At 62.6% G+C, this 21,528-nt stretch carries 20 protein-coding genes and 1 tRNA gene; 15 read left to right on the top strand and 6 right to left on the bottom strand.

Annotated features, from left to right (window positions below):
* Positions 1–376: 376 nt before the first annotated feature.
* Together B0G71_RS18475 and B0G71_RS18470 are read left to right on the top strand one after the other, a co-directional pair.
* Positions 377–679: an H-NS family nucleoid-associated regulatory protein gene (locus B0G71_RS18475; RefSeq protein ID WP_106283886.1), complete on the top strand. Its 303-nt coding sequence runs from the start codon at positions 377–379 to the stop codon at positions 677–679.
* A 319-nt stretch (positions 680–998) separates the two neighbouring features.
* Positions 999–2,252 carry a cation diffusion facilitator family transporter gene (locus tag B0G71_RS18470; RefSeq protein ID WP_116143258.1) on the top strand — a complete coding sequence of 418 codons (1,254 nt, stop codon included), beginning with the start codon at positions 999–1,001 and terminating at the stop codon, positions 2,250–2,252.
* A 61-nt stretch (positions 2,253–2,313) separates the two neighbouring features.
* Here B0G71_RS18470 and B0G71_RS18465 read toward each other — a convergent pair whose 3' ends face one another.
* The 3 genes from B0G71_RS18465 to B0G71_RS18455 form a co-directional block, all read right to left on the bottom strand.
* On the bottom strand, positions 2,314–2,772 hold the full coding sequence (locus B0G71_RS18465; RefSeq protein WP_012431468.1) for an Lrp/AsnC family transcriptional regulator: 459 nt from the start codon (positions 2,770–2,772) through the stop codon (positions 2,314–2,316).
* A 90-nt stretch (positions 2,773–2,862) separates the two neighbouring features.
* Entirely contained in the window at positions 2,863–3,492 is a 630-nt protein-coding gene (locus B0G71_RS18460) for an exonuclease (RefSeq protein ID WP_116143256.1), read from the bottom strand.
* On the bottom strand, positions 3,489–4,133 hold the full coding sequence (locus tag B0G71_RS18455) for an MBL fold metallo-hydrolase (RefSeq protein ID WP_116143254.1): 645 nt from the start codon (positions 4,131–4,133) through the stop codon (positions 3,489–3,491). The genes B0G71_RS18460 and B0G71_RS18455 overlap by 4 nt, the downstream gene beginning before the upstream one ends.
* Positions 4,134–4,771: 638 nt before the next feature.
* Here B0G71_RS18455 and B0G71_RS18445 point away from each other — a divergent pair.
* Positions 4,772–5,374 (top strand): septal ring lytic transglycosylase RlpA family protein, encoded by a 603-nt coding sequence (locus B0G71_RS18445; protein ID WP_374957034.1) that lies wholly within the window; start codon positions 4,772–4,774, stop codon positions 5,372–5,374.
* 124 nt (positions 5,375–5,498) lie between these two features.
* On the opposite strand, the gene rsmI is transcribed toward B0G71_RS18445, so the two are convergent.
* Positions 5,499–6,380, bottom strand: a complete 882-nt coding sequence (gene rsmI, locus B0G71_RS18440; RefSeq protein WP_116143250.1) for a 16S rRNA (cytidine(1402)-2'-O)-methyltransferase — start codon at positions 6,378–6,380, stop codon at positions 5,499–5,501.
* Between the two features lie 37 nt (positions 6,381–6,417).
* On the opposite strand from rsmI, the gene B0G71_RS18435 reads away from it, so the two are divergent.
* The 5 genes from B0G71_RS18435 (at position 6,418) to B0G71_RS18415 (ending at position 9,007) form a co-directional block, all read left to right on the top strand.
* Positions 6,418–6,882, top strand: coding sequence for a YraN family protein (locus tag B0G71_RS18435; RefSeq protein ID WP_404935363.1), 465 nt, complete (start codon positions 6,418–6,420; stop codon positions 6,880–6,882).
* A gap of 216 nt (positions 6,883–7,098) precedes the next feature.
* A complete protein-coding gene (locus B0G71_RS18430) occupies positions 7,099–7,686 on the top strand; it encodes a phosphoheptose isomerase (protein ID WP_106283879.1) in 588 nt (195 codons plus the stop codon).
* A 26-nt stretch (positions 7,687–7,712) separates the two neighbouring features.
* On the top strand, positions 7,713–8,510 hold the full coding sequence (locus tag B0G71_RS18425; RefSeq protein ID WP_116143246.1) for a BON domain-containing protein: 798 nt from the start codon (positions 7,713–7,715) through the stop codon (positions 8,508–8,510).
* Positions 8,507–8,857, top strand: coding sequence for a c-type cytochrome (locus B0G71_RS18420; RefSeq protein WP_404935362.1), 351 nt, complete (start codon positions 8,507–8,509; stop codon positions 8,855–8,857). The genes B0G71_RS18425 and B0G71_RS18420 overlap by 4 nt, the downstream gene beginning before the upstream one ends.
* A gap of 74 nt (positions 8,858–8,931) precedes the next feature.
* Positions 8,932–9,007, top strand: a tRNA-Ala gene (locus tag B0G71_RS18415).
* A gap of 148 nt (positions 9,008–9,155) precedes the next feature.
* Here B0G71_RS18415 and B0G71_RS18410 read toward each other — a convergent pair.
* Complete coding sequence (locus B0G71_RS18410) at positions 9,156–10,916, bottom strand: methyl-accepting chemotaxis protein (RefSeq protein ID WP_116143244.1); 1,761 nt, start codon at positions 10,914–10,916, stop codon at positions 9,156–9,158.
* A 250-nt stretch (positions 10,917–11,166) separates the two neighbouring features.
* Here B0G71_RS18410 and B0G71_RS42010 point away from each other — a divergent pair, with 250 nt between their 5' ends.
* The 5 genes from B0G71_RS42010 to B0G71_RS18385 all read left to right on the top strand — a co-directional run bounded on the left by B0G71_RS42010 (position 11,167) and on the right by B0G71_RS18385 (position 17,295).
* Complete coding sequence (locus B0G71_RS42010; RefSeq protein WP_258875622.1) at positions 11,167–11,400, top strand: hypothetical protein; 234 nt, start codon at positions 11,167–11,169, stop codon at positions 11,398–11,400.
* A 168-nt stretch (positions 11,401–11,568) separates the two neighbouring features.
* Positions 11,569–13,101: a sensor domain-containing diguanylate cyclase gene (locus B0G71_RS18400; protein ID WP_116143242.1), complete on the top strand. Its 1,533-nt coding sequence runs from the start codon at positions 11,569–11,571 to the stop codon at positions 13,099–13,101.
* A gap of 88 nt (positions 13,102–13,189) precedes the next feature.
* Entirely contained in the window at positions 13,190–13,804 is a 615-nt protein-coding gene (locus B0G71_RS18395) for a DUF2239 family protein (RefSeq protein ID WP_116143240.1), read from the top strand.
* Between the two features lie 422 nt (positions 13,805–14,226).
* Positions 14,227–15,792 carry a methyl-accepting chemotaxis protein gene (locus tag B0G71_RS18390; protein ID WP_116143238.1) on the top strand — a complete coding sequence of 522 codons (1,566 nt, stop codon included), beginning with the start codon at positions 14,227–14,229 and terminating at the stop codon, positions 15,790–15,792.
* 195 nt (positions 15,793–15,987) lie between these two features.
* On the top strand, positions 15,988–17,295 hold the full coding sequence (locus tag B0G71_RS18385; protein ID WP_116143236.1) for a solute carrier family 23 protein: 1,308 nt from the start codon (positions 15,988–15,990) through the stop codon (positions 17,293–17,295).
* Between the two features lie 131 nt (positions 17,296–17,426).
* On the opposite strand, the gene B0G71_RS18380 is transcribed toward B0G71_RS18385, so the two are convergent.
* Positions 17,427–19,082, bottom strand: coding sequence for a Na+/H+ antiporter (locus B0G71_RS18380; protein WP_116143234.1), 1,656 nt, complete (start codon positions 19,080–19,082; stop codon positions 17,427–17,429).
* Between the two features lie 384 nt (positions 19,083–19,466).
* Here B0G71_RS18380 and B0G71_RS18375 point away from each other — a divergent pair, with 384 nt between their 5' ends.
* Both B0G71_RS18375 and B0G71_RS18370 read left to right on the top strand, forming a co-directional pair.
* Positions 19,467–20,744, top strand: coding sequence for an EAL domain-containing protein (locus B0G71_RS18375; protein WP_106283871.1), 1,278 nt, complete (start codon positions 19,467–19,469; stop codon positions 20,742–20,744).
* Positions 20,745–20,789: 45 nt separating this feature from the next.
* Positions 20,790–21,485 (top strand): copper homeostasis protein CutC, encoded by a 696-nt coding sequence (locus B0G71_RS18370; RefSeq protein WP_116143232.1) that lies wholly within the window; start codon positions 20,790–20,792, stop codon positions 21,483–21,485.
* The last annotated feature ends 43 nt before the right edge of the window (positions 21,486–21,528 follow it).

The following is a 21,528-nucleotide window of genomic DNA, read 5'->3' as shown; positions in this document are numbered from 1 at the left end:
GAAAACACTCATGCGTAATAACAGCGCAGACGGCGTGTCTCAATATGTTACGACATTTCATGTTGAAGCTATCACGGCATGAAATGTTGGTGTCAAATCTGCATTTTAAATTTCATCTTTTGATAGTTAATCCCATATTTACTGATGCTCACTGCGTTTTTCAGCAAAAAGCGAAATGAGCTATCTGAAAGGAAGTGCTCGGGCGCGACGGCAGCTGGAAATTTTTTGAAACGAATCTAGTTTAATTTTCCGTCCCATCTTTTGTAATCTTTCTATCTTGTGTTAATCTCGCCTCCAATTCCGAGGCGTGATCTATCTTCAAAGGGCAAGCCGGCTTAAGACTGGCGGTCATTTATCCAAACCACAAAGGGAATCTATGTCTTCCTACAAGGAACTACTCGCCCAGCGCGAGAAGCTCGAAAAGCAGATCGAAGAAGCGAAGTCGCGCGAATACGCTGAAGTGTTAAATGAAATCAAGCAGAAAATGACCGACTACGGCATTTCTCTGACAGAACTGGGTGGCGGTCGCGCTGCCAAGGGTGCTAAAGCCGCGCGTCCGCGCGCAGGCGTCGCACCGAAGTATCGCGACCCGGATAGCGGCAGCACGTGGTCGGGCCGCGGCAAGCCGCCGCGCTGGATTGCAGGTCTGGATCGCGAAAAGTTTCTGATCGAGAAGTAATGCTTTGCTAGCAGCTTTGCCGGCCGCTTTTTGCCTGCAACTAATGCTTCTGATCATAAATCATACGAATAGCTTCAATCAGATGCAGCGATTGCGTCTGCCGTTGCGAAAGAGAACCGCGTACCGTCGAGGGCGCGGTTTTTTATTTACGGCAGCCACTGCCGTGATTTTTTGCCGCATGAACACCAGTCAACTGGAACGCGAATGCTTTTCGTTTAGATAAGCGATTGATTTAAAAGGAATTTTGTTGGCATCTCCAGCGCATTTCGAGATGCGCCGGGTAGAATGCAGGAAGTGAACTTTTCATTCCACTTCTGAGATGCCCGCCGCCACTGCTGCCCCATCCGCCGAAAAACATCGCGTTGCGCGCAAAAGTACCTTTGTCAGTATTGCGCTCAATACAGTGTTGATGACGCTGCAAATCGTCGTCGGTGTGTTTGCGCACTCGCAGGCATTGGTCGCCGATGGTGTCCATTCCCTCGCCGATCTGATTTCCGATTTTGTCGTGCTGATTGCCAATCGGCACAGCGGCGCAAAGCCCGACGCGGATCACAATTACGGGCACAGTCGCTACGAGACGGTGGCGTCGCTATTTTTAGGCGCGCTTCTCATTGCGGTCGGCGTCGGCATGTTATGGCGAGCCGGAACGCGTCTCGCCGATTTGCAAAATATTCCCGCCGTGCATATGAGCGCGCTTGCCGTCGCATTGCTCGTTCTGGTTTCCAAAGAGAGTCTGTTTCGCTACATGCTGCGGGAAGCGCAACGCGTGCGTTCCGCGATGTTGATCGCCAATGCCTGGCACGCGCGTTCCGATGCGGCGTCGTCGCTGGTGGTCGCGAGCGGTATTGTCGGCAGCCTCGCCGGCGTGCGGCTGCTCGATCCGATTGCCGCGGCGATTGTCGGCTTCATGGTGGCGCGCATGGGCTGGATGTTCGGCTGGGACGCGCTGCAGGATCTCTCCGACCGCGCGCTCGACGACGCTGCCACCGCCGACGTGCGCGCGCTGCTGCTCTCGACGCCCGGCGTACGTGACGTGCACGAAATGCGCACGCGCAAGATGGGCGATTTCGCGCTGGTCGACGCGCATATTCTCGTCGATCCGCTGATTTCGGTATCGGAAGGGCACTACATCGCCGAGTCGGCGCGTCTGCGCGTGTTGACGGACAACCGCGTGCTCGACGCGTTGATTCATGTCGATCCAGAAAACGATGCGCTTGCACGTCCGCCCTTCGATTTGCCGACTCGCGAGCGGGTCATTGCAGAGGTGAACTCCGCGTTGGCGTCTTACGGCGTGAAGGCGGCGGCGGTGAATATCCACTACCTGAGCATGGGGCTGGATGTCGAAGTTGTGCTGCCGGATGCATCGTCGTCGCGCAAGCTGCCCAGCGAGGCGCAGCGGCTTGGGCGGGCGGATCTGGCGGCGCTCAGGGCTCGCCTGGGCGCGCGCAGAGTGGAACTGCTACAGGCATTGGACGCGGTATCCGCGGAAGTCGATGCGGAAACGCTCGCCGCAAAAGGCGGTGTGGGCATTGAAGGGCGCACGAAGGCGACGGAACCGCACAGCGCTACTTAAGCCTTGCGGGCACCGCGCGAGCATGCCGCGGCCCGCGTGGCGTCTTTATGCCATCAACGGATCACAGCGGCAGTTGCGTATCGAATTTGATCTCGCGCAGCACTACGCTCGTGCGGACCTGCGCAACGGCGGGAATCTTGAAGATGCGTTCGTGCAGAAAGCTGTCGTACGCCTTGATGTCCGGCGCGACGATTTTGAGGATGTAGTCCGATTCGCCGGTCGTGCTGTAGCATTCGGTGACTTCGGGGCAGGTGGCGATTTCCCGCTCGAACTGTTCCACGCCGCCTTCGGTGTGCCGCGTGAGATGGATGTGGGCGAGGGCGCACACGTGCAGCCCAAGTTTTTCCCGATCCAGCAGCGCCGTGTAGCGCTGGATGACCCCCGACTGTTCCATGTCCTTGATGCGCCGCCAGCATGGCGTGCTCGACAGGCCGACCTGGTCGGAAATTTCTTGCACCGAGCGGCGTGCATCGAGCTGCAATAGGCGCAGGATTTTTTGAGAGAACGTATCGAGTGTCAACTGCGCCTCCGTTTGCGTCGCCGTATCAACGCATGGTAGAGGGCGCGAAAACGAAACGCAATGTAAAACGGCCCTGGCGAGGGAGATTACCTAATTTGCCGGTTCCTCGGTGGTGTTTTGTCCTGTGCCGTCCCCATCTTTACTAGCTGCCAGCGTGATCGCCTGACTTGCGCGCAAATCCTTCAGCATGTTGCAGAAAAGCGCGCCTTGTTCGATCGCGTCGTCCAGCGCGACGTGCGTATGCGGATGTTCGTCGAACCAGTGCTTGGGAAAGCGCGGCTTGATGTTTTTGCGGTACGGCAGGCCAGTCATGGCGAAGGCCAGCGTCTTGATGTCGAGCGCCGACCAGGAAAACGGACAGCGGCCGACAAACCGCATCATGTACCAGAACATATAGGTGAAGTCGAAGCCGGCCGGCATCGCCACGAACACGGGTTTGCCCGGCAAGGCCTCGACCCAGTCGACGTACGCCGTCAATGCGGCCTCCGGCTTCTGCAAATCCTTGCGGCAGGCTTCCCATGCTTCGGGCTGGGTCTTCCACCACGCTTCCTGCACGGGATGCGCCTTGGCTCCCTCGAGCAACTCCAGATTCGCCGAGAAGGTGGCGATCAGGCGCTTGTCTTCGGTGTAGGCGGCGGAGGCGAAACTGAGCATGGAATGCGGACCGGGAATCGGGCCGTCCGCTTCGACATCGGTGCTCACGTAGATTTCGCTGCTCATGCCTCGACTCCGTCGGCAACGTACGGATTGGTGCGGCGTTCGGCGCCGAACGTCGAAGTGGGACCGTGACCGGGGACGAAGGTGATGTCGTCGCCGAGCGGCCAAAGTTTTTCGCGAATCGAGCGCACCAGATCCGCATGATTGCCGCGCGGAAAATCCGTGCGGCCGATCGAGCCGGCGAACAGCACGTCGCCCACCAGCGCCAGCCGATGCGCGCGGCTGAAGAACACCACGTGGCCCGGCGTATGACCTGGGCAGTGATAGACCTCGAGCGTTTCGTCGCCGAACTGCACGCTCTCGCCGTTCTGCAGCCAGCGATCCGGTTCGAACGCTTCGGCGGCCGGAAAGCCGAAGCGCGTGCTTTGATCCGGCAGCTTGTCCAGCCAGAAGCGTTCGTCGGGATGCGGGCCCTCGATCGGCACGCCGTAGCGCGTGGCCAGCGTTTTGGCGCCCGCGCAGTGATCGATGTGGCCGTGCGTCAGAAATACTTTTTCGACCGTCACGTTCTGCCGCGCGATTTCGCCGTCGATGATGTCGAGGTCGCCGCCCGGATCGACGACGGCCGCGCGTCCGGTTGCCTCGCAAACGAGCAGCGAACTGTTCTGCTGGAACGGCGTGACGGGGATCAAGGTGACTTTCATGGATGACGGCGCCGCTGGAAATACATTGATTGTACCGGCCTCTCGTCCGCGTTCGCTGAGGGCGCTGAAGCCCCGGTGCAGCGGGCTTCGAGATGCTCATTCTTGCAGCAGGAGTGAAAATTCATCAAGGTTTTCAGTCGCTTGCCAACCCGGAATTCTGTTTTAGGTATAATGCACCCCATGCACAGGGAACTGTGCATGCCACAAGGCGATGCGTCCCCATCAAAAATGGGCACGCGGATCGCCACTCAAGTATGGGCTGTCGCACTTTTGGACGGCCATCAAGTATCGATGCTTTCGATGCACACGTCTTGCCCAGCCAGGCGCCGCGCGCCTGCTACGGACTTAACTGCCGTGACGCTGGGTGGGGCCTACGCCGCCGTTCCTGCGCGCTGAGTTGCGCGCGCAAGAACGTGTTTGCCACGTTCGATGGCGGCATGTGGGGTCTGGTCAGGCTGCCGGGGACAGGTTGCGCCAGACGTGAAAATTAACCGTGCGGTAGCGGCTGAATGAGCCGCATCCGGGCTTTGACGTTCTGCGCTTGTCTGCGCGGCGCGTTGTCGTCCATTGCCGCCGGAGTCGCAGGCAACACGCTCAACTTTGGCGTGATGCGGCTCGACAATGTGATTGCACGTCTTATGAAAACTCGGTTATCCCGTGGTCTGGGGACTCTTTTTGCCTTTTTTGTGCTGGCCGGTTGCGCCACGCCTCCGGGCGCTAGCAACACGTCGGAAAGCGGCGCGCCGCAGAGCACGAAACTGACGCAAGCGGGCTCCTTTGGACCGCAAGCTTTCGGTAGCGCGCCGGCCTCCGGCGCGACTGCTCAAGGCTCGTCGCTGGCCGATGCAAAGCCTCTCACCGATGAAGGTTCCGGCATTTCGGACTTTCATCAGACCGGTCGCGCTTCCTGGTACGGCCGCGGCTTCCATGGCCGCCGCACCGCCAACGGCGAACGCTACGACATGCACGCGCTGACCGCCGCGCATCGTACGTTGCCGCTCGGCTCTTACGTGCGTGTGACCAATCCGGCCACGTCGCGCTCGGTCGTCGTGCGTATCAACGACCGTGGTCCGTATGCGCGCGGCCGCGTGATCGATCTTTCCATGGCTGCCGCGTCCGCGTTGGACATGCGCCATGCCGGTACGGCGCGGGTGCAGATTGAAGGGCTGACGCAGCAGGAAGCACGCGACGCGCGTAACGAAATGCTGGCGTCGAATTCGGATTCGAGCGCCCAGAAGTGATATGACGGCGGCGAGCGCGGCTAAGGCGCGCTCCTCGTAGCGCCGCGTCGGCGGCCTCACGGGTTGTGTCCGTGGAAGAACGAAGGGCCGCTTTGTGCGGCCCTTTTTCGTTGGTCCGCCAGCTTTACTCTTCGTCTTCTTTCTTCAGCGTCAGCGCACGCGTGTACAGCGCGTTGCGCGACGCTCCGGTGATCGCCGCCGCTACTTTGGCCGCGCTACTCACCGTCAACTCCTCCAGCAGAATGCCTAGCAGCGCGTCGTGATCGTGCTCGCCGTCGGCTTCCGGCTGCGCGCCTTCCACCACCAGCACAAATTCGCCGCGTTGCCGGTTCGGATCGGCGGCGAGCCACGTTGGCGCTTCGGCCAGGGTGCCGCGATGCAGCGCTTCATGTAACTTCGTCAATTCCCGTGCGATGAGCAGTTTGCGCTCGCCACCGAATGCATCGGCCAGTGCCTGCACCGTTTCGACGATCCGGTGCGGCGCTTCGTAGAACACCATCGCGTGAGGATGGCTTGCGAGCGGCTGCAGCGTCGCGGCGCGGGCTTTAGCTTTGGGCGGCAGGAAGCCGAGGAACGAGAACGTCGCGACCCAGTCGCCGGCCACGCTCAGCGCGGTCGCGAGCGCGCTTGCGCCGGGCAGCGGGATGACGGGAAAGCCGGCTTCACGGACCGCGTCGACGAGTTTCGCGCCCGGGTCCGAGATGCCCGGCGTGCCCGCATCGGACACGTAGGCCACGCGTTCGCCCGCTTGCAGATGCTCGATCAGACGCAGTGCCGCGGCGCGCTCGTTGTGCTGATGCACGGCGACGAGCGGTTTCGAAATGCCGTAACGCGCGAGCAGTTGCCCCGTGTTGCGGGTGTCTTCGGCGGCGATGCGGTCTACCAGTCCGAGCACATGCAACGCGCGCAGCGTGACGTCGGCGATGTTGCCGATCGGCGTGGCCACCACATATAGCGCGGCAGTGGGGTACTGCTGCCCTTGCGCGAGTTCGGAGAGAGGAGTCATGAGGCAGAAGACACAAACAGACGGAACGAGGCCGCCATTGTGCCACGCGGTTCCAGGCGATCCGCGTGGCGGCCCGGCCGTGAGCGCGCCGGCGCCGAGCGGTGCCCTCACCAGGCCGCACAACTTTTCGGGACTCGTCGGGTCCAAACTCGTCGGCGCGGTTTTCGAATTGCGTGCGCAGGAATTTTTGCAGCGCCAGCGTTTGCGATTCGTCGCGCGCAATGTGTCGTGCCGCGGCGGCGAGATCGATCTGGTCATGCGCGAACGTGATGGCGCGCTGGTCTTCGTCGAAGTCCGCGCGCGTGCGCAGAAGCGCTACGGCGGCGCGGCGGCGAGTATCGGCTGGCAGAAGAAGCAGCGCATCGTACGCGCCGCGCAACATTTTCTGGTGACGCGTGCCGCCGGCTGGCGCGATCAACCCGCGTGCCGCTTCGACGTGATCGCGTTCGAAGCCGGCCGTCTCGTGTGGTTGCGCGACGCGTTCCGTGCCGACGAAGTCTGACGCCAGGCGCGGAGAACGCGCGTGAGTGCGATAAACTTGCGCTCGCGTGCAGGCCACGGGGCAACGTCGACAACGCGGCGAGCAGTGCGATGAGCGATGGTTTGCGCGCCTGCACCGCGTTGCCGCTCTGATTCATCGAAGCGGCACGACCTGGTAATACGACTTCACAACACGGCCGCGCAGTGCGGCCCATTCGCGGCAGAAGATAGAGACTCGATGTCAGTCGAACGCATTCAACAACACTTCCGCGACAGCGCGGCAGTCAAACTCGAAGCCCTCGAAACCCTGTCGATGCCGATCGCCGCTGCGATCGACACGATGTTCGCCGCGCTGGCCAACGGCAATCGCATTCTCGCGTGTGGCAACGGCGGCTCGGCGGCCGACGCGCAACACTTCGCCGCCGAACTGATGGGCCGCTTCGAGCGCGAGCGGCCCGGCTTGCCGGCGGTCGCGCTGACCACCGACACCTCGGTGTTGACCGCCATCGCCAACGACTACGCGTTCGAACAGATTTTCTCGAAGCAGGTTTGGGCGCTCGGCCAGCCGGGCGACGTGCTGCTGGCGATCACCACGTCCGGCAATTCCGCCAACGTGCTCGCCGCGATCGAGGCCGCGCATGAGCGCGAAATGATCGTGGTCGCGCTGAGCGGCAAGGGCGGCGGACGCATGCAGGAAGTATTGAGCGATACCGATATCCATATCTGTGTGCCGTCGGATCGCACCGCGCGCATTCAGGAAGTGCATTTGCTGACCATCCATTGTCTGTGCGACGGCATCGATGCCATGTTGCTGGGCGAAGACTGAGACTGATTCCGAAGGAGAGCTAGTTGATGAGCGTATTCCGCGTCAAGAAGACACTGGTGAGAACCGTGCTGGTGGTTGGGTTCGCGGCGGGGCTGTCCGCAACGTTGCAGGGTTGCTTTCTCGCTGTTGCCGGCGCGGCGGGCGGCAGCGCGCTGGTGGCGACGGACCGGCGCACGCTCGGTGCGCAGACCGAGGATCGCGAGTTGCAGGTGAAGGCGCTCTCGCAGATCAGCCAGAACTTGCCCGACAACGCGCACGTGAACGTGACGGTGTTCAATCGTCGCGTGCTGCTGACCGGCGAAGTGGCGGGGGACGTGTCGAAGCAACGCGCGGAAACCATCGTGCGTGGTTTGAACAACGTCAGCACGATCGTCAACGAACTGACGATCATGCCGGCCAGTTCGTTCTCGTCGCGCACCAACGACACCTACCTCGAGACGCGTGTGAAGACCGCGCTGATCGCCGAGAAGAACATTTCGGCGAACAACTTCAAGGTGGTGGCCGAGCGTGGCTCGGTGTATCTGATGGGCCTCGTCACGATGGATGAAGGCAATCGCGGTGCGGATGTCGCGAGCCGTGTGCCGGGCGTGGTGCAGGTCGTGAAGGTGTTCCAGTACATTCAGCCCGCGGAAGCCGCGGCGGCTGCCGCCGCAGCGGGGACGGCGCCCGTAGCGGCGGCTTCGCAACCGGACGCGAGCGCGCCGACCGTCGGCACTATTCCTGATTCGTCGGTGAGTTCGCGGCCGCTCGAACAGCAGACGCCCGCGCCGGTCACCAATTCGAACGCCGTGCATCCAGGTAACCCGAAGGCGACGACGCCATGATGCGCGGTGTTGCCTTGGCGATCAGCGCGCTGGTGGTCGGTGCGCTGGCGGGTGCCGTTGTGCCGGCTGCGCGTGCCGCCGATGCGCCGCGCGGCCAACTTGTCGCCAACGCGAATGCTTGCATGGGATGTCATGCGGTGGATCGCAAACTGGTCGGCCCGTCGTTCCAGCAGATTGCCGCGAAGTACAAGGGCGACGCCCAGGCGCCGGCGAAATTGTCGCGCAAGGTGAAGGACGGCGGCTCTGGCGTGTGGGGCATGATTCCGATGCCCGCGCATCAGTCGATGAGCGATGCGGATATTCGGGCAGTGGTGGATTGGGTGCTTGCAGGGGCGCCTTCCAGGTGATGGTTTTGCCGTTTTGCTGGTTCCGGCCGGCTTGGCAAAACGGAAAATGCCTGTGCTAGAATTGTTCGCACGTTGGGGGGGTAGCTCAGCTGGGAGAGCGTCGCGTTCGCAATGCGAAGGTCGGGAGTTCGATCCTCCTCCTCTCCACCAACCAGATTTATCGTCACTCGAAAACCGGCTAACGCCGGTTTTCGCATTTCTACCCCAAGCTTTTCGCACCAACCCCCTCTGCCGCCCCAACCACGTCCCGCCTGAGCGCCACCCGCACAAGCACGGCGCTCAAGCAGAAAAAAAACATTCAAAACTTATCCCACCCCTCATCCGCACCGACGACAGTCGCAGCCGTCGCCAACGCAGCAACCGGCGTGCCACCCAACGCAGCACCCGGCGCAACACCCGTCGCCCGCATCACCCGCCGCCCAGGTGCAACCCCCCGCTCCTCCCGCACCGTCTCCCTCCGCAAGGGCGCCGCGGCGACAATCCCCCCCGCACCACCACCATTCAAAATCTGAAAGAACGCCACAGCCTCATTCAACTGCTGCCCCTGATCTTCCATCGACCGCGAAGCCGCAGCCGCTTCTTCCACCAAAGCGGCATTCTGTTGCGTGACATTGTCCATCTGCGTGATCGCGAGATTGACCTGCTCGATGCCGCGGCTTTGCTCACTCGATGCCGCCGCGATCTCCGACATGATGTCCGTCACCCGCGCCACCGCCTGGGTGACTTCGGCCATCGTCTTGCCCGCTTCACCGGCAAGCGCCGACCCGTCGCGGATCTTCTCCACCGAGGTGGCAATCAGATCCTTGATTTCCTTGGCCGCGCTCGATGAGCGCTGCGCCAGGCTTCTGACTTCGCTCGCCACCACCGCGAAACCGCGGCCTTGCTCACCAGCGCGCGCAGCCTCGACGGCCGCGTTGAGGGCCAGGATGTTCGTCTGAAACGCAATACCTTCGATGATGCCCGTGATGTCCGCGATTTTGGTTGAGCTATCGCTGATGTCGTGCATGGTGTTCACCACCTGGCCGACCACCTCGCTGCCTTTCTGCGCGACCGACGATGCGTTCGTGGCGAGCATGCTGCCTTGCTGGGCGTTGTCGGCGTTCTGCTTAACCGTCGAGGTGAGTTCTTCCATGCTCGACGCCGTCTCCTGCAGCGAGGCCGCTTGCTGCTCGGTGCGCTGGCTTAGATCCATATTGCCCGCGGCGATCTCGCGCGCGGCGCCGGCGATGCTCGTGCTGCTGTCGCGCACGCGTCCGACGATCGCCGTCAGCCGTTCGTTCATCTCGCGCAACGCACCCAGCAGCTTGCTGGTTTCATCGCTGCCGTCGACCACGATGCGCGTACGCAGATCGCCATCCGACACAGTGCGCGCGACATCGATCGCCTGGCGCAGCGGCCCGGTCACCGCGCGCGTGATCAGCACGCATGCGCCGATCGCGAGCGCCACCGCGATCAGGCTGATCGCGATCAGCAGATTGCGCTGGTTCTCGTAGTGCGCCGCGTAGTCGTTGACCATCTGTTCCTGACGCGTATGCGTGTAGTCGGCATACGCGTTGGTCGCGCGAATCAGCGCGGCGAGCAACGGTCGGCATTGATCGTCCATCTTGACGATCGCATCGTCGCGCTTGTTGGTCAGCGCGAGATTGACGATGTCGGTGGCGACCGGTCCATACAAAGCCTCCACCCGATTGATCTCGGCGACGAGACTGCGCGCTTTCTCCGACGTGTCGGTAGCGGTCGCGATCATATCGTTGAGCTTCTTCAGATCGGTTTGCACGTCTTCGTGCGCGCGCAGCACATCGGCTTTCTCTAATTCGAGGTCCTGCGACTTGGTCACGAGCACGAGATTACGCGCGGCGATTGCCCGGCGGTCGACCGCGGTTCGCACCTGCACCGCCATGTCCGCGCGTGCATTGATACCGCGCACGAAGCTGGAAAAACCATCGGTTGAGTCGCTGAGCGCTTTCAGGGAAAGCCCGGAAACCGCGACGACGATAAGAGACAGCATGCCGAACCCGGCAATGAGTTTTGCTTTGATGGTGAGGTGCTTTAGTGTCAAGATTTTTTTCTCCAATAACGAAACGTAGATGCGTTCGCAATGGACTCTCAGGTCCGGGCATGGGAGCGTCTGTGTGACCGCCGTATATCGCGGGGCCTCGCGCGGTCTATCCCTTCGATGTCTTGCGTCGATGCAGCAGCGAAAGCGCATCGACGCAAGCCACAAAATGGGTATCCCATTTACCGGATATCGGTTCGCACACTCGAGTACTGAAGGCAGATCGGGTATATCTCTACAAGGCTTGCCCGCGATGACCGACAAAATTGGAATTTCTCCATCAACTGAATATATTCGAGCGCGTGATGAAAGCATTGCATCGAGCGAGAGGAGGGAGCAATCGCTTGAGAAGGTCGCCGTTCCCGTTGGTCTCGCCATGCTGAAGGTCGCCCGGCACGGCGCCGATAAAGCCGTGTTCGAGACCGCCGACATCCGCGCGTTGAGCCGCTCAGCATCCCGGCCCGCGCTCGATCTGCACACTGGCTGAGCACGCGCGAGCGGTGCCGAACTCGCCCGACCCGGCAAAAAACTCGTCTTTTCGATGGTTTGGCGCGGCGCATCGTCTGGTACGCTACCGCTTCACGGTACGCGCCAGTGAGGACGCGGCCCTCTTCTTCACGCGCTTAGGCGAGCGCATGTTCGAACGAAAAAGCCCATGGTGACGCGCCGACCGAACTTCGTGATTGCGATCAGTATCGTGCTGGCCAGTGCGATTCTTGCGATCGCCGTGTGGGTGCTGGCACAGATGCGCGACGACGCATTGCGGCGCGCCCAGGATTCGGTCTTCAACGTGTCGCTGTTGGTCGAGCGCGACGTGTCGCGCAATCTGGAGATTTACGATCTCTCGCTGCGCGCGGTGATCGACGGTCTGAAACACCCCGGCGTGCTGGAACTGGATCCGGCCATCCGCCAGATGGTGTTGTTCGACGGATCGGCGAGCGCCAAAGACATGGGCTCGATCCTCGTGACCGACGAAGCCGGCAACATCAAGTTCGACTCGCAGGCCACGCCGCCACGCCTCGTCAATCTCGCCGACCGTGATTACTTCAAGGTGCAGCGGGACTCGCCGAACGTCGGTCTGTACATCAGCCACCCGTTCATGCCGAAGGTTAGCGGCAAGCAAATCAGCATCGCGCTGAGCCGGCGCATCACGCGGCCGGACGGCAGTTTTGGCGGCGTAGTGGTCGGCACCATGCGTCTCACCTATTTCCGCAGGCTGTTCGCCGGCATGAATCTCGGCGCCGGAGGTTCGATGGCGCTGATGCTGAACGACGGCACGATGCTGATGCGGCGTCCGTTCGATCCGAAAATCATCGGTATCAATCTGACCGGCACCGCCAACTACTCGCGCTTCACCCAGCAGCCGAGCGGCGATTTCTTCGGCACGGCGGCGATTGACGGTGTCGAGCGCTGGTACGCGTTCCGCCATATCGACATGTATCCGCTGATCCTCGACGTTGCGCTGTCCACGCGCGATATCTACGTGGAATGGCGGCACCGCGCATGGATCATCGGCTCGCTGATCGCCGCGCTCGATGTCACGATCATCGCGCTGGCGCTTCTGTTCTCGCATCAGTTGCGCTATCGCCGCGCGGCCGAAGAAGAATTGCGCGTGCTGGCGCGCACCGACGGGCTGACCGGCCTGAACAATCGCCGCAGCTTCGAGGAACACGCGGAAGATGAGTGGCGCCGTGCGCAGCGCAACGCGTGGCCGCTGTCGATGCTGCTGATCGACGTCGACAGTTTCAAAGGCTTTAACGACCTGTACGGCCATTCCGCGGGCGACGACGCACTCACGGCCGTGGCACGTTGTATCACGCAGAGCGTGCGGCGTCCGGGCGATACGGCGGCGCGCTACGGTGGTGAAGAGTTCGCCGTGCTGCTACCGGACACCGACGAAACTGGCGCAACTTTCATCGCCGAGAAGATTCGCGCGGCGGTTCAGGCGCTTCAGCTTCGCCACGTGGCGAGTTCGCACCATGTGCTGACCGTGAGCATCGGCATCGCCACCGCGCGAGGCGAGGTGTTCGCAACGAGCCGCGCGCTCCTGAACGCCGCAGACGACGCGTTGTACGAAGCCAAAGATGCGGGCCGCAATCGCGTGCTGAGTTCTCGCACCGTGACGCACACTTCGCCCATCGGCGGCGGCGCGGTGACGCCCCGCACCGAAGCGCGCAACTCCGTGTAGAGCGAGTCGCATAAATTTACCCGGGTAATATATTGCATTTGAATTTAACCCGGATATAATTCGACAAATTCTTTATTTGGAGTTTGTCATGACCATCCATCCGACCACCTGCACCGCGTTCGAAGGCCATCGCCGTATCGCCTCCGGCGCCTTGCCCGACGTGGCGCTTGCCGTAAGGGAAGTACTGGCGCGCGGCGAACAGGCGCCGGTTCTGGTCTTCGACGACGTGACCAGCCGGCCGGTCGAATTCGATCTGCGCGGCACGCCCGACGAGATCGTTGCGCGGTTAGCGAGCGAGGATGACGGCGCCCAAACCGCTCACGCCATCGACGACGCCGCAGAGGACACGCCACGCGGCCGTGGCCGGCCCAAGCTCGGTGTGGTGGCGAGGGAAATCACGTTGTTGCCGCGCCATTGGGACTGGCTCAATGGACAGTCTGGCGGCGCGTCGGTCGCGTTGCGCAAACTGGTCGACGCGGCGCGCGTGGCCGGCGAGAACAAGGACCGTCAGCGCGCGGCGCAGGAAGCGGTGTATCGCTTCATGACCGCGCTGGCCGGCAATCTGCCGCGCTATGAAGATGCGACCCGCGCGCTGTACGCCGACGACCGTCCGCGTTTCGACGAGATCGTCGCGGCATGGCCGCAGGACGTACGCGACTACACTTTGCGACTCGCCAACAACGCTTTCGCGACGCACGCATAAAGGCACGCAAATCGCAGCGTCTTTGCAAGCGACCCGCGCACCGAATCGCATAGACAAAAAAAAGCCGCTCACGCGGGGAAGCGTGAGCGGAAAGTCGGAGAGTTACAACAACATCGCATGCGCCTACTCATGGGGGGCGGCGCAGCAAAACAAGTCTAAGAGCTTGCTCTTATCCGATACATCAGACGAATCCCAAACTTGTCGCTGACCCGCCGCGCACGTAGCCCCTCGTGCCCCGGCCGCGTGCGCTAAGCATTGCTTACAACATCCTGTCCCGGTTATTCCTGACATTTCGCGCATCAAGTCTCTGTGGTGCCCGCCGTAATTGAGGTGGGAGCGTCGCTACGTATCCGACAGATCGCGAAATGTTCGCGACATCGTGGCGGCTGGAGCGTCCGCCGTGACTCGTGAAGGATGGTGAAATGAAGTGGTTCGACCGCATGCCTGTGTTCAGGAAACTGCTGCTGGCGTTTGCCGTGGTGATTGGTTTTTGCGTGGTGATCGGCGCGATGTCGCTGAGTACGCTGTCGTCGATGCACGGCATTACCGACGCCATCTGCGATAAGCACATGAACGGCCTGTACTGGATGGAAGAGGCGAACCGCCACAAGATCGATTCCGATCTGGCCGCCGCGAATCTCGGCTATGCCGCCGACGACGCCGGCCGTCAAAAGTTGAAGGACAGCATTGTCGGCTCGCTCAAGGAGATGCACGCGGCCTACGACCAGTATCGCGCGACGATCGAGACGGGCAAGGGCCAGGAAATGTTCGACGACGTGCTGCGCAAGTCGGCGGTGTGGGAAGGTATCGTGCATCAGCAGATCGGCCTCGAACCGATTCCGGTGGGCGTCGACAACAACGAACTCGTGCGTCGTGCGATCGCGTCGAGCGAGGCGCTGCGCGATCGCATCACGGCGCTGATCGACTATCGCCGCCAGCAAGCCAACGACGCGCAAGCGGAAGCGTCCACCGGCTATCAGCACATGCGCATCGTCATGAGCGCGCTGGTGCTGGGCGCGATCGTCGCGGGCATGCTGCTCGCCATGGTGATCGCGCGTCGTCTCGCGGGGCAACTCGGCGGCGAACCGGATTACGCGATGCAGATCGCCAACCGCATCGCGGACGGTGACCTGAGCGTGCGCGTCGAAACACGCGCCGGCGACGCTCACAGCTTGCTGTTCGCGTTGCGCAACATGCGCGAACGGCTGGCCGGCATCGTGTCCGGCATCAGCGAGTCGAGCGAATCGATCCTGATGGCGTCGGGCGAAATCGCGCAGGGCAATACCGATCTGTCGCAACGCACCGAAGAACAGGCCGCGGCGCTCCAGGAAACCGCGTCGAGCATGCAGGAGCTGACGTCGACGGTGAAGATGAACGCCGAGAACGCGCAGCAGGCCGGCGGCGTGGCGCACGGCGCGTCGGAAGTCGCGGCGCGCGGCAGCCAACTCGTCGGCGGCGTGGTCGAAACGATGCGTGAGTTGGCGGCCGGTTCGAAGCGCATGACGGACATCATCGCGGTGATCGAAGGGATCGCGTTCCAGACCAACATCCTCGCGTTGAACGCGGCGGTGGAAGCCGCACGTGCCGGCGAACAAGGACGCGGCTTCGCGGTCGTGGCGGGCGAAGTGCGCTCGCTCGCGCAGCGCAGCGCGGTGTCGGCGAAGGAGATCAAGGAGTTGATCGAAAGCTCGACCGCTCGCGTGGGCAGCGGCGCAGAACTCGCCGAGCGGGCCGGGCAGACCATGGCCGAAGTCACGCACGCGGTGAAACGCGTGACCGACATCATGGGCGAGATTTCGTCGGCCTCACAGGAGCAAAGCACCGGTATCGAAGAGGTCAACCGCGCGGTCGCGCAGATGGACGACGTGACCCAGCAGAACGCGGCATTGGTCGAACAGGCGGCGGCCGCGGCAGCGTCGATGGCGGATCAGGCGAGGCAGTTGCAGGCGGCCGTGACGGTGTTTTCGCTGGAAGCGCGGCACGACTGAGGGCGCGGGTGCTCGCGCGGGTGTTCATGACGGGCGCAACGGATTGCGCCCGCTTCCACGCGACGCCTCGCCGCGCATTTCCCCGAGCTTGCCAGGCCCAATGGCACTCCGTACACTCGCGCCTAATTCCTGGGCGGCGCTTTGTTCCGGCGCCGCGCCACCATGCATAGCGCCGAACAGAGGAGAACCCCCGCCATGGCCGATTCCTACTTCCCCCGCTGGCGTCCCCAGTCCGCGGCTGCCGAGGGCCGCATCGTCGCTACCGACGAGCGGCTCGCGTGGCCGCAGATGTTTGCGATGGGCGTGCAACACGTCGTCGCGATGTTCGGCTCGACGGTGCTCGCGCCGTTGCTGATGGGCTTCGATCCGAACCTGTGCATCTTCATGTCGGGCATCGGCACGCTGTTGTTCTTCGTGCTGGTGGGCGGCCGCGTGCCGAGCTATCTCGGGTCGAGCTTCGCGTTCATCGGTCTCGTGATCGCGGTCACGGGTTATGGTGGGCATGGCCCGAACCTGAACATTCCGGTCGCACTGGGCGGCATCATCGCGTGCGGCGTGGTGTACGCGCTGATTGGCCTGATCGTTTCGGCGGTCGGCACCAAATGGATCGAGACGCTGATGCCGCCGGTGGTGACGGGCGCGATCGTCTGCGTGATCGGTTTGAATCTGGCGCCGATCGCGGTGCGCGGCGTAAGCGCCAGCAACTTCGATTCGTGGATGGCGCTCGTCACCGTGCTGTGCGTCGGCGCGGTCGCGGTGTTCGCGCGCGGCATGTTGCAGCGTCTGCTGATTCTGGTCGGCCTGCTGATGGCGTACGTGATTTACGCGATCGTGACGAACGGTCTTGGCATGGGTAAGCCGATCGATTTCGCCGTCGTCGCGAACGCCGCGTGGTTCGGCATGCCGCACTTCACGGCGCCGGTGTTCAACGTGCAGGCGATGACCTTGCTCGCGCCAATCGCGGTGATCCTGGTGGCGGAGAATCTCGGGCATATCAAGGCAGTGAGCGCGATGACGGGCCAGAATCTGGACCGCTACGTCGGCCGGGCATTTCTCGGCGACGGACTCGCGACGATTGTCTCCGGCTTTGCAGGCGGCACGGGCGTCACGACTTATGCCGAGAACATCGGCGTGATGGCCGTCACCAAGATCTATTCGACGCTGGTCTTCGTGATCGCCGCGTTGATCGCGCTGGTGCTGGGTTTTTCGCCGAAGTTCGGCGCGGTGATCCAGACGATTCCGGGACCGGTGCTGGGGGGCGTGTCGATTGTCGTGTTCGGGCTGATCGCCGTGACCGGCGCGCGCATCTGGGTCGTCAACAAGGTGGACTTCTCCGACAACCGCAATCTGATCGTGGCCGCGGTCACGCTCGTGCTCGGCGCCGGCGACTTCTCGTTGAAGCTCGGCGGCTTCGGTCTCGGTGGCATCGGCACCGCGACGTTCGGCGCGATCATTCTCTATGCGCTTCTGAGAAGGAAGCCGGCTCAAGGTCCGGTGGCGTGAGTTTTCGCGCACGCTGAAGCACTCGTTTCTACAGGTTCGTCGCGGCGCGGCTTTTTCTTTCGCACGTTGTCTTGATCGAAGAAAAGGCCGTTGCCGCCGCCGGAATCGCACCCACGTAGCGCAAGCGCCCGTTACTTTCTCCGCGCCGTCAGTGCGGTCTCCGACAAGTCCACCTCCCGCATCAGCTTGTTCAACGTCTCGTCGTTGATCTCCTGGCTGCTGTGCAGTTCCAGCAACGCCTTACGTTCGGCTCTCATGGCAGCGAGCTTCATCCTGAACTCCAGCGCGTCGGCACGGCGCGCCAGCTCGCGCGGTTCGCGTTCTTCATCGAGCGTGGCGAGGCGGCGCCGATAGAGGTCCATCACTCGCGCCGTGACGTCTGCCGCATACGCCGACGCTGACTCATCGAGATTCCCGCACTCTCTGTCGTGCACCTCGTCGACGGCGCGAATCGCGGCTTGCGCGGCCATGGTCCGGGCGAGCGCTTCCTCGGCGGCGTGCGGATCCTTGCCGCGGCGCCAGCCGCTCAGCAGCAGCGGCAACGCCACCACCGCCACGATCAGCGAGACCAGAATCACGCCGGATGCGATGAAGATCGCGAGATCGCGGCCCGGCAACGGGGCGCCACCCGGCAACACCTCCGGCAATGACAACACGCCCGCGAGCGTCACGGCTCCGCGCACGCCGGCTACGGTCGTCACCGCAGCAGTGCGTAGGCCCGGCACGGCATTCGCCATGCCTTGTTTTGCGGCGCTGCGGCTCGCGAAATAGCGCAGCAGCCACACCCACACAAAGCGCATCGCGTAGAGCGCTCCCGCTACCGCGGCGATGTAGCCGATCAGCCGCCAGACCTGCGCGTCACTGGTCTCGTGGGCGTCGAGCAATGCCCGGCCCAGAATGTGCGGAAACTGCAGCCCCAGCAGAATGAACACCATGCCGTTGAACACGAACTCGATCATCGTCCACGTGCTGCTCGCGCGCACTCGCGATGACGCCGGCCCCGCAGTCACAATGGTCGTGTAGTTCATCATCATGCCGGCGGCGACCGCGGCCAGAATGCCGGACAACTCGAAACGCTCGGCGACCAGATAGGCGGCGAACGGAATCAGCAGGGTCATCACGACGCCGGGCGCCGGATCGCCTTCTTCGGTGAGATTCAGAAAGTGAGCCGATACGAAGCCGAACAGCCAACTCACCGCCGCGCCGGTCGCGAGGCCGCCCACGGCGATGATCACGAAACTGATCGACGCGTCGCGCAACGAAAACACGCCGGTCAGCGCCGCGGCAATCGCGAACTTCAACGCGACCAGTCCCGACGCGTCGTTCATCAACGCCTCGCCTTCGAGAATATGCATCAGCCGCCCGGGAATCTTGCCCTTGCCGACGATGCTGGATAACGCGACCGCATCGGTCGGCGACAACACGGCGGCCAGCGCGAATGCGACCGGCAGCGGGATCGACGGCACCAGCGCGTGCACGAAGTAGCCGACCACCAGCACCGTCATAAAGACGAGGCCGAGCGCGAGCATCAGGATCGAGCGCCGGGCCATGAAGAACTCGCGCTTCGGAATGCGCCAGCCGTCCGCGAACAGCAGCGGCGGAATGAACAGCATCATGAAAATTTCCGGATCGAAGGTGACGTGCAGGCCAAGCCTCGGCCACGCGAGCAATGCGCCGATCGCGATTTGCACGAGCGGCAGCGGCAACGCGAGCGGCAGGACGCGGGTAAGGGCGCCCGACGCGGCGACGGCGAGCAAAAGAATCAATACGGTAAAGACAATGTCCATCGGTCTATTTCTGGGGATATAACGGTGTGACTTCGGCGATGTTCGGCGAGTTTCGGCGATTCGGGCGACGCGAAGCTGACTGAGCGTAAGGTCGCAGTTTAGCCCGACGACGCGTTCCACCTCGGTCAGGGCGACATGCCGCGCCGCCAGCGAGTTGCCGACATGTTTTCATGTCGCCGCGCACCTTAACGGTGCGCGCCACGCCCACGCGCGGCGCATGCTCCCTTACACGGGTCAATCTTTCAGATAATTTTCATCGGAACGTGCGTCAGCGTGCGCATGGAGCTTGCTTAAGGGATATCGATGACGCACATTTGAGAAACGGCGCCGAGGTTGTTCGCTTCCGCGTTCCGACCGGCCCGGCTCTCGCGTGAGAGGACTTGCATGACCATTGCGCAACAGGAAAGGACGGCCAGCGCGCCACACGGTTTCGGTGTCGAGATGACGTCGGGGCTCGAACGTTTTACGGTGCAGCATGGCGAACTCACGCTGAGTAGCGTGTTTCAGCCGATTTTCAGCCTCTCGCATATGCGGGCGGTCGGTTACGAAGGGCTGCTGCGTGCGCACGACGCGCTCGACCGCCCCGTGTCGCCGCTCGACGTATTCGGCGAGGCCGCGCGCCTCGGCGATGTGCTGCAGGTCGACAAGCTGGCTCAGACGCTGCATCTGGAGAATTTCAAGGTACTCGGCGCGGAGCGCGAGTGGTTGTTCCTGAACGTGCATCCGGGCGCGCTCACCGATCCCTATCTCGCCGCTGCCTTGCTGGCAACATTGAAGCGCGTCGATCTGCCGCCGCGACGCATCGTGCTCGAAGTACTCGAGCATCGCGCCGAAGACCTGGAGCGTCTCGCCGACGCCGTGCGCCAGTTCCGCGAGCGCGGCTTCCTGATCGCACTCGACGATTTCGGCGCGGGCCACTCGAACGTCGAACGCATCTGGCAGTTGAATCCCGACATCGTCAAGCTCGACCGCATCATGCTGTCGCATGCCGCGCATCGCGCCGACATGGCGACGATCCTGCCCGGCCTCGTGGCGCTGCTGCACGAAGCGGGCAAGCTGGTACTCGTCGAAGGCGTGGAAACGGAGCATGAAGCGCAGATGGCGCTCGCCTGCAATGCGGATTTCGTGCAGGGCTTTTTCTTCGGCCGTCCGAACCCGGGTGCGGCAGATGCGTTGCACGCGACCACCTGCATCAGCGAACTCACCGAGCGTTATCGCGATCAGGCCGACGCGCGCGAGCGCCGCAATGCCAGCCGGCTCGCGCCGTACTTGCGGGCTTTCGAGCGGGCCGCGGAGCGGCTCGCGGCCGGCGAACCGCTGGAGGAAGTGTGCTGGAATTTTCTGGCGCTCGATCACGCCGCGCGCTGCTTTCTGCTCGATGCGAAGGGCAAGCAGGCGGGCCGCAACGTCGTGCTGCGGGCTGATCGCGCCGCGCATGAAACGCGCTTTCTGCCGCTTGCCGACGCGCAGGGCGCGAACTGGTTGCGTCGTCCGTATTTCCGCGATGCGATCAATGCGCCGGAGCGCGTGCACGTGACGCGGCCGTATCTCTCGATCAACGAGGCGTTGCCGTGCGTAACGCTTTCGGTGGCGACGCGCGTCGGCGAGCAGACCTGCGTGTTGTGCGGCGATATCGACTGGGTGGACGAAGAGCGGTTCTGAGATCATGTCGTTTTCAACGATATCTAACGACACTCAGCCGCGCTTATGTCCGTCCTCCTTGAAGTCATTGCCACGACCGTTGCCGATGCGCGCCTTGCCGCGCAAGCCGGCGCTGACCGTCTCGAACTTGTCACCGCGATGGGCGAGGGCGGTTTAACGCCGAGCCTTGGACTGATCGAAGCGGTAGTCGCCGCAGTCGAGATACCGGTGAATGTGATCGTGCGGCCGCACAGCCGCTCGTTCGTCTACGACGCCGACGACTACGCAGTGATGCTGCGCGACGTGCGCGCGGTGAAAGCGGCGGGCGCGAATGGCATCGTGATCGGCATGCTGAACGCCGCCGGCGAGATCGACCGCGAAGGTCTCGCCCGTGCGATCGATGCAGCGGATGGACTGGCTATCACCTTCCATCGTGCATTCGACGAAGCGCGGGATTTGCGCCGTTCATTGGATGTGCTGCTTGGTTTCGACGCCGTGACGAACGTGTTGACTTCGGGAGGACAACCTTCGGTGCTGCACGCAGAAGACACGATACGCGAATTGGTGCGGCAAGCGGCCGGTTCGCATTGCACCGTCTTGGCCGGAGCCGGCTTGACGGTCGATGCGATTGCCGGCTTCGTAAGCAGAACACAAGTTGAAGCTGTGCATTTTGGCTCGGGTGTGCGCGTGAACGGCGACGGTCTCGCGCCGGTCGATCCAGACAAGATTGCAAAGGTGCGCGCACTATTGGCGAGCGCATGAATCAATAGCTAAACCAGCGAAGCAAAGAAAAATGCCGCTTCGA

The sequence above is a fragment of the Paraburkholderia sp. BL27I4N3 genome, assembly GCF_003386115.1.
Lineage (GTDB): Bacteria > Pseudomonadota > Gammaproteobacteria > Burkholderiales > Burkholderiaceae > Paraburkholderia.
This window is presented reverse-complemented; position numbering and strand designations above follow the sequence as displayed.

Excerpts from the sequence above, each read along its gene's own strand:
- rsmI (WP_116143250.1), bottom strand. The coding sequence starts at position 6,380 with ATGACTCCTCTCTCCGAACTCGCGCAAGGGCAGCAGTACCCCACTGCC.
- B0G71_RS18470 (WP_116143258.1), top strand. The coding sequence starts at position 999 with ATGCCCGCCGCCACTGCTGCCCCATCCGCCGAAAAACATCGCGTTGCG.
- B0G71_RS18475 (WP_106283886.1), top strand. The coding sequence starts at position 377 with ATGTCTTCCTACAAGGAACTACTCGCCCAGCGCGAGAAGCTCGAAAAG.
- B0G71_RS18445 (WP_374957034.1), top strand. The coding sequence starts at position 4,772 with ATGAAAACTCGGTTATCCCGTGGTCTGGGGACTCTTTTTGCCTTTTTT.
- B0G71_RS18390 (WP_116143238.1), top strand. The coding sequence starts at position 14,227 with ATGAAGTGGTTCGACCGCATGCCTGTGTTCAGGAAACTGCTGCTGGCG.
- B0G71_RS18400 (WP_116143242.1), top strand. The coding sequence starts at position 11,569 with ATGGTGACGCGCCGACCGAACTTCGTGATTGCGATCAGTATCGTGCTG.
- B0G71_RS18455 (WP_116143254.1), bottom strand. The coding sequence starts at position 4,133 with ATGAAAGTCACCTTGATCCCCGTCACGCCGTTCCAGCAGAACAGTTCG.
- B0G71_RS18370 (WP_116143232.1), top strand. The coding sequence starts at position 20,790 with ATGTCCGTCCTCCTTGAAGTCATTGCCACGACCGTTGCCGATGCGCGC.
- B0G71_RS18425 (WP_116143246.1), top strand. The coding sequence starts at position 7,713 with ATGAGCGTATTCCGCGTCAAGAAGACACTGGTGAGAACCGTGCTGGTG.
- B0G71_RS18430 (WP_106283879.1), top strand. The coding sequence starts at position 7,099 with ATGTCAGTCGAACGCATTCAACAACACTTCCGCGACAGCGCGGCAGTC.
- B0G71_RS18380 (WP_116143234.1), bottom strand. The coding sequence starts at position 19,082 with ATGGACATTGTCTTTACCGTATTGATTCTTTTGCTCGCCGTCGCCGCG.
- B0G71_RS18385 (WP_116143236.1), top strand. The coding sequence starts at position 15,988 with ATGGCCGATTCCTACTTCCCCCGCTGGCGTCCCCAGTCCGCGGCTGCC.
- B0G71_RS18420 (WP_404935362.1), top strand. The coding sequence starts at position 8,507 with ATGATGCGCGGTGTTGCCTTGGCGATCAGCGCGCTGGTGGTCGGTGCG.
- B0G71_RS18460 (WP_116143256.1), bottom strand. The coding sequence starts at position 3,492 with ATGAGCAGCGAAATCTACGTGAGCACCGATGTCGAAGCGGACGGCCCG.
- B0G71_RS18375 (WP_106283871.1), top strand. The coding sequence starts at position 19,467 with ATGACCATTGCGCAACAGGAAAGGACGGCCAGCGCGCCACACGGTTTC.
- B0G71_RS18395 (WP_116143240.1), top strand. The coding sequence starts at position 13,190 with ATGACCATCCATCCGACCACCTGCACCGCGTTCGAAGGCCATCGCCGT.
- B0G71_RS42010 (WP_258875622.1), top strand. The coding sequence starts at position 11,167 with ATGACCGACAAAATTGGAATTTCTCCATCAACTGAATATATTCGAGCG.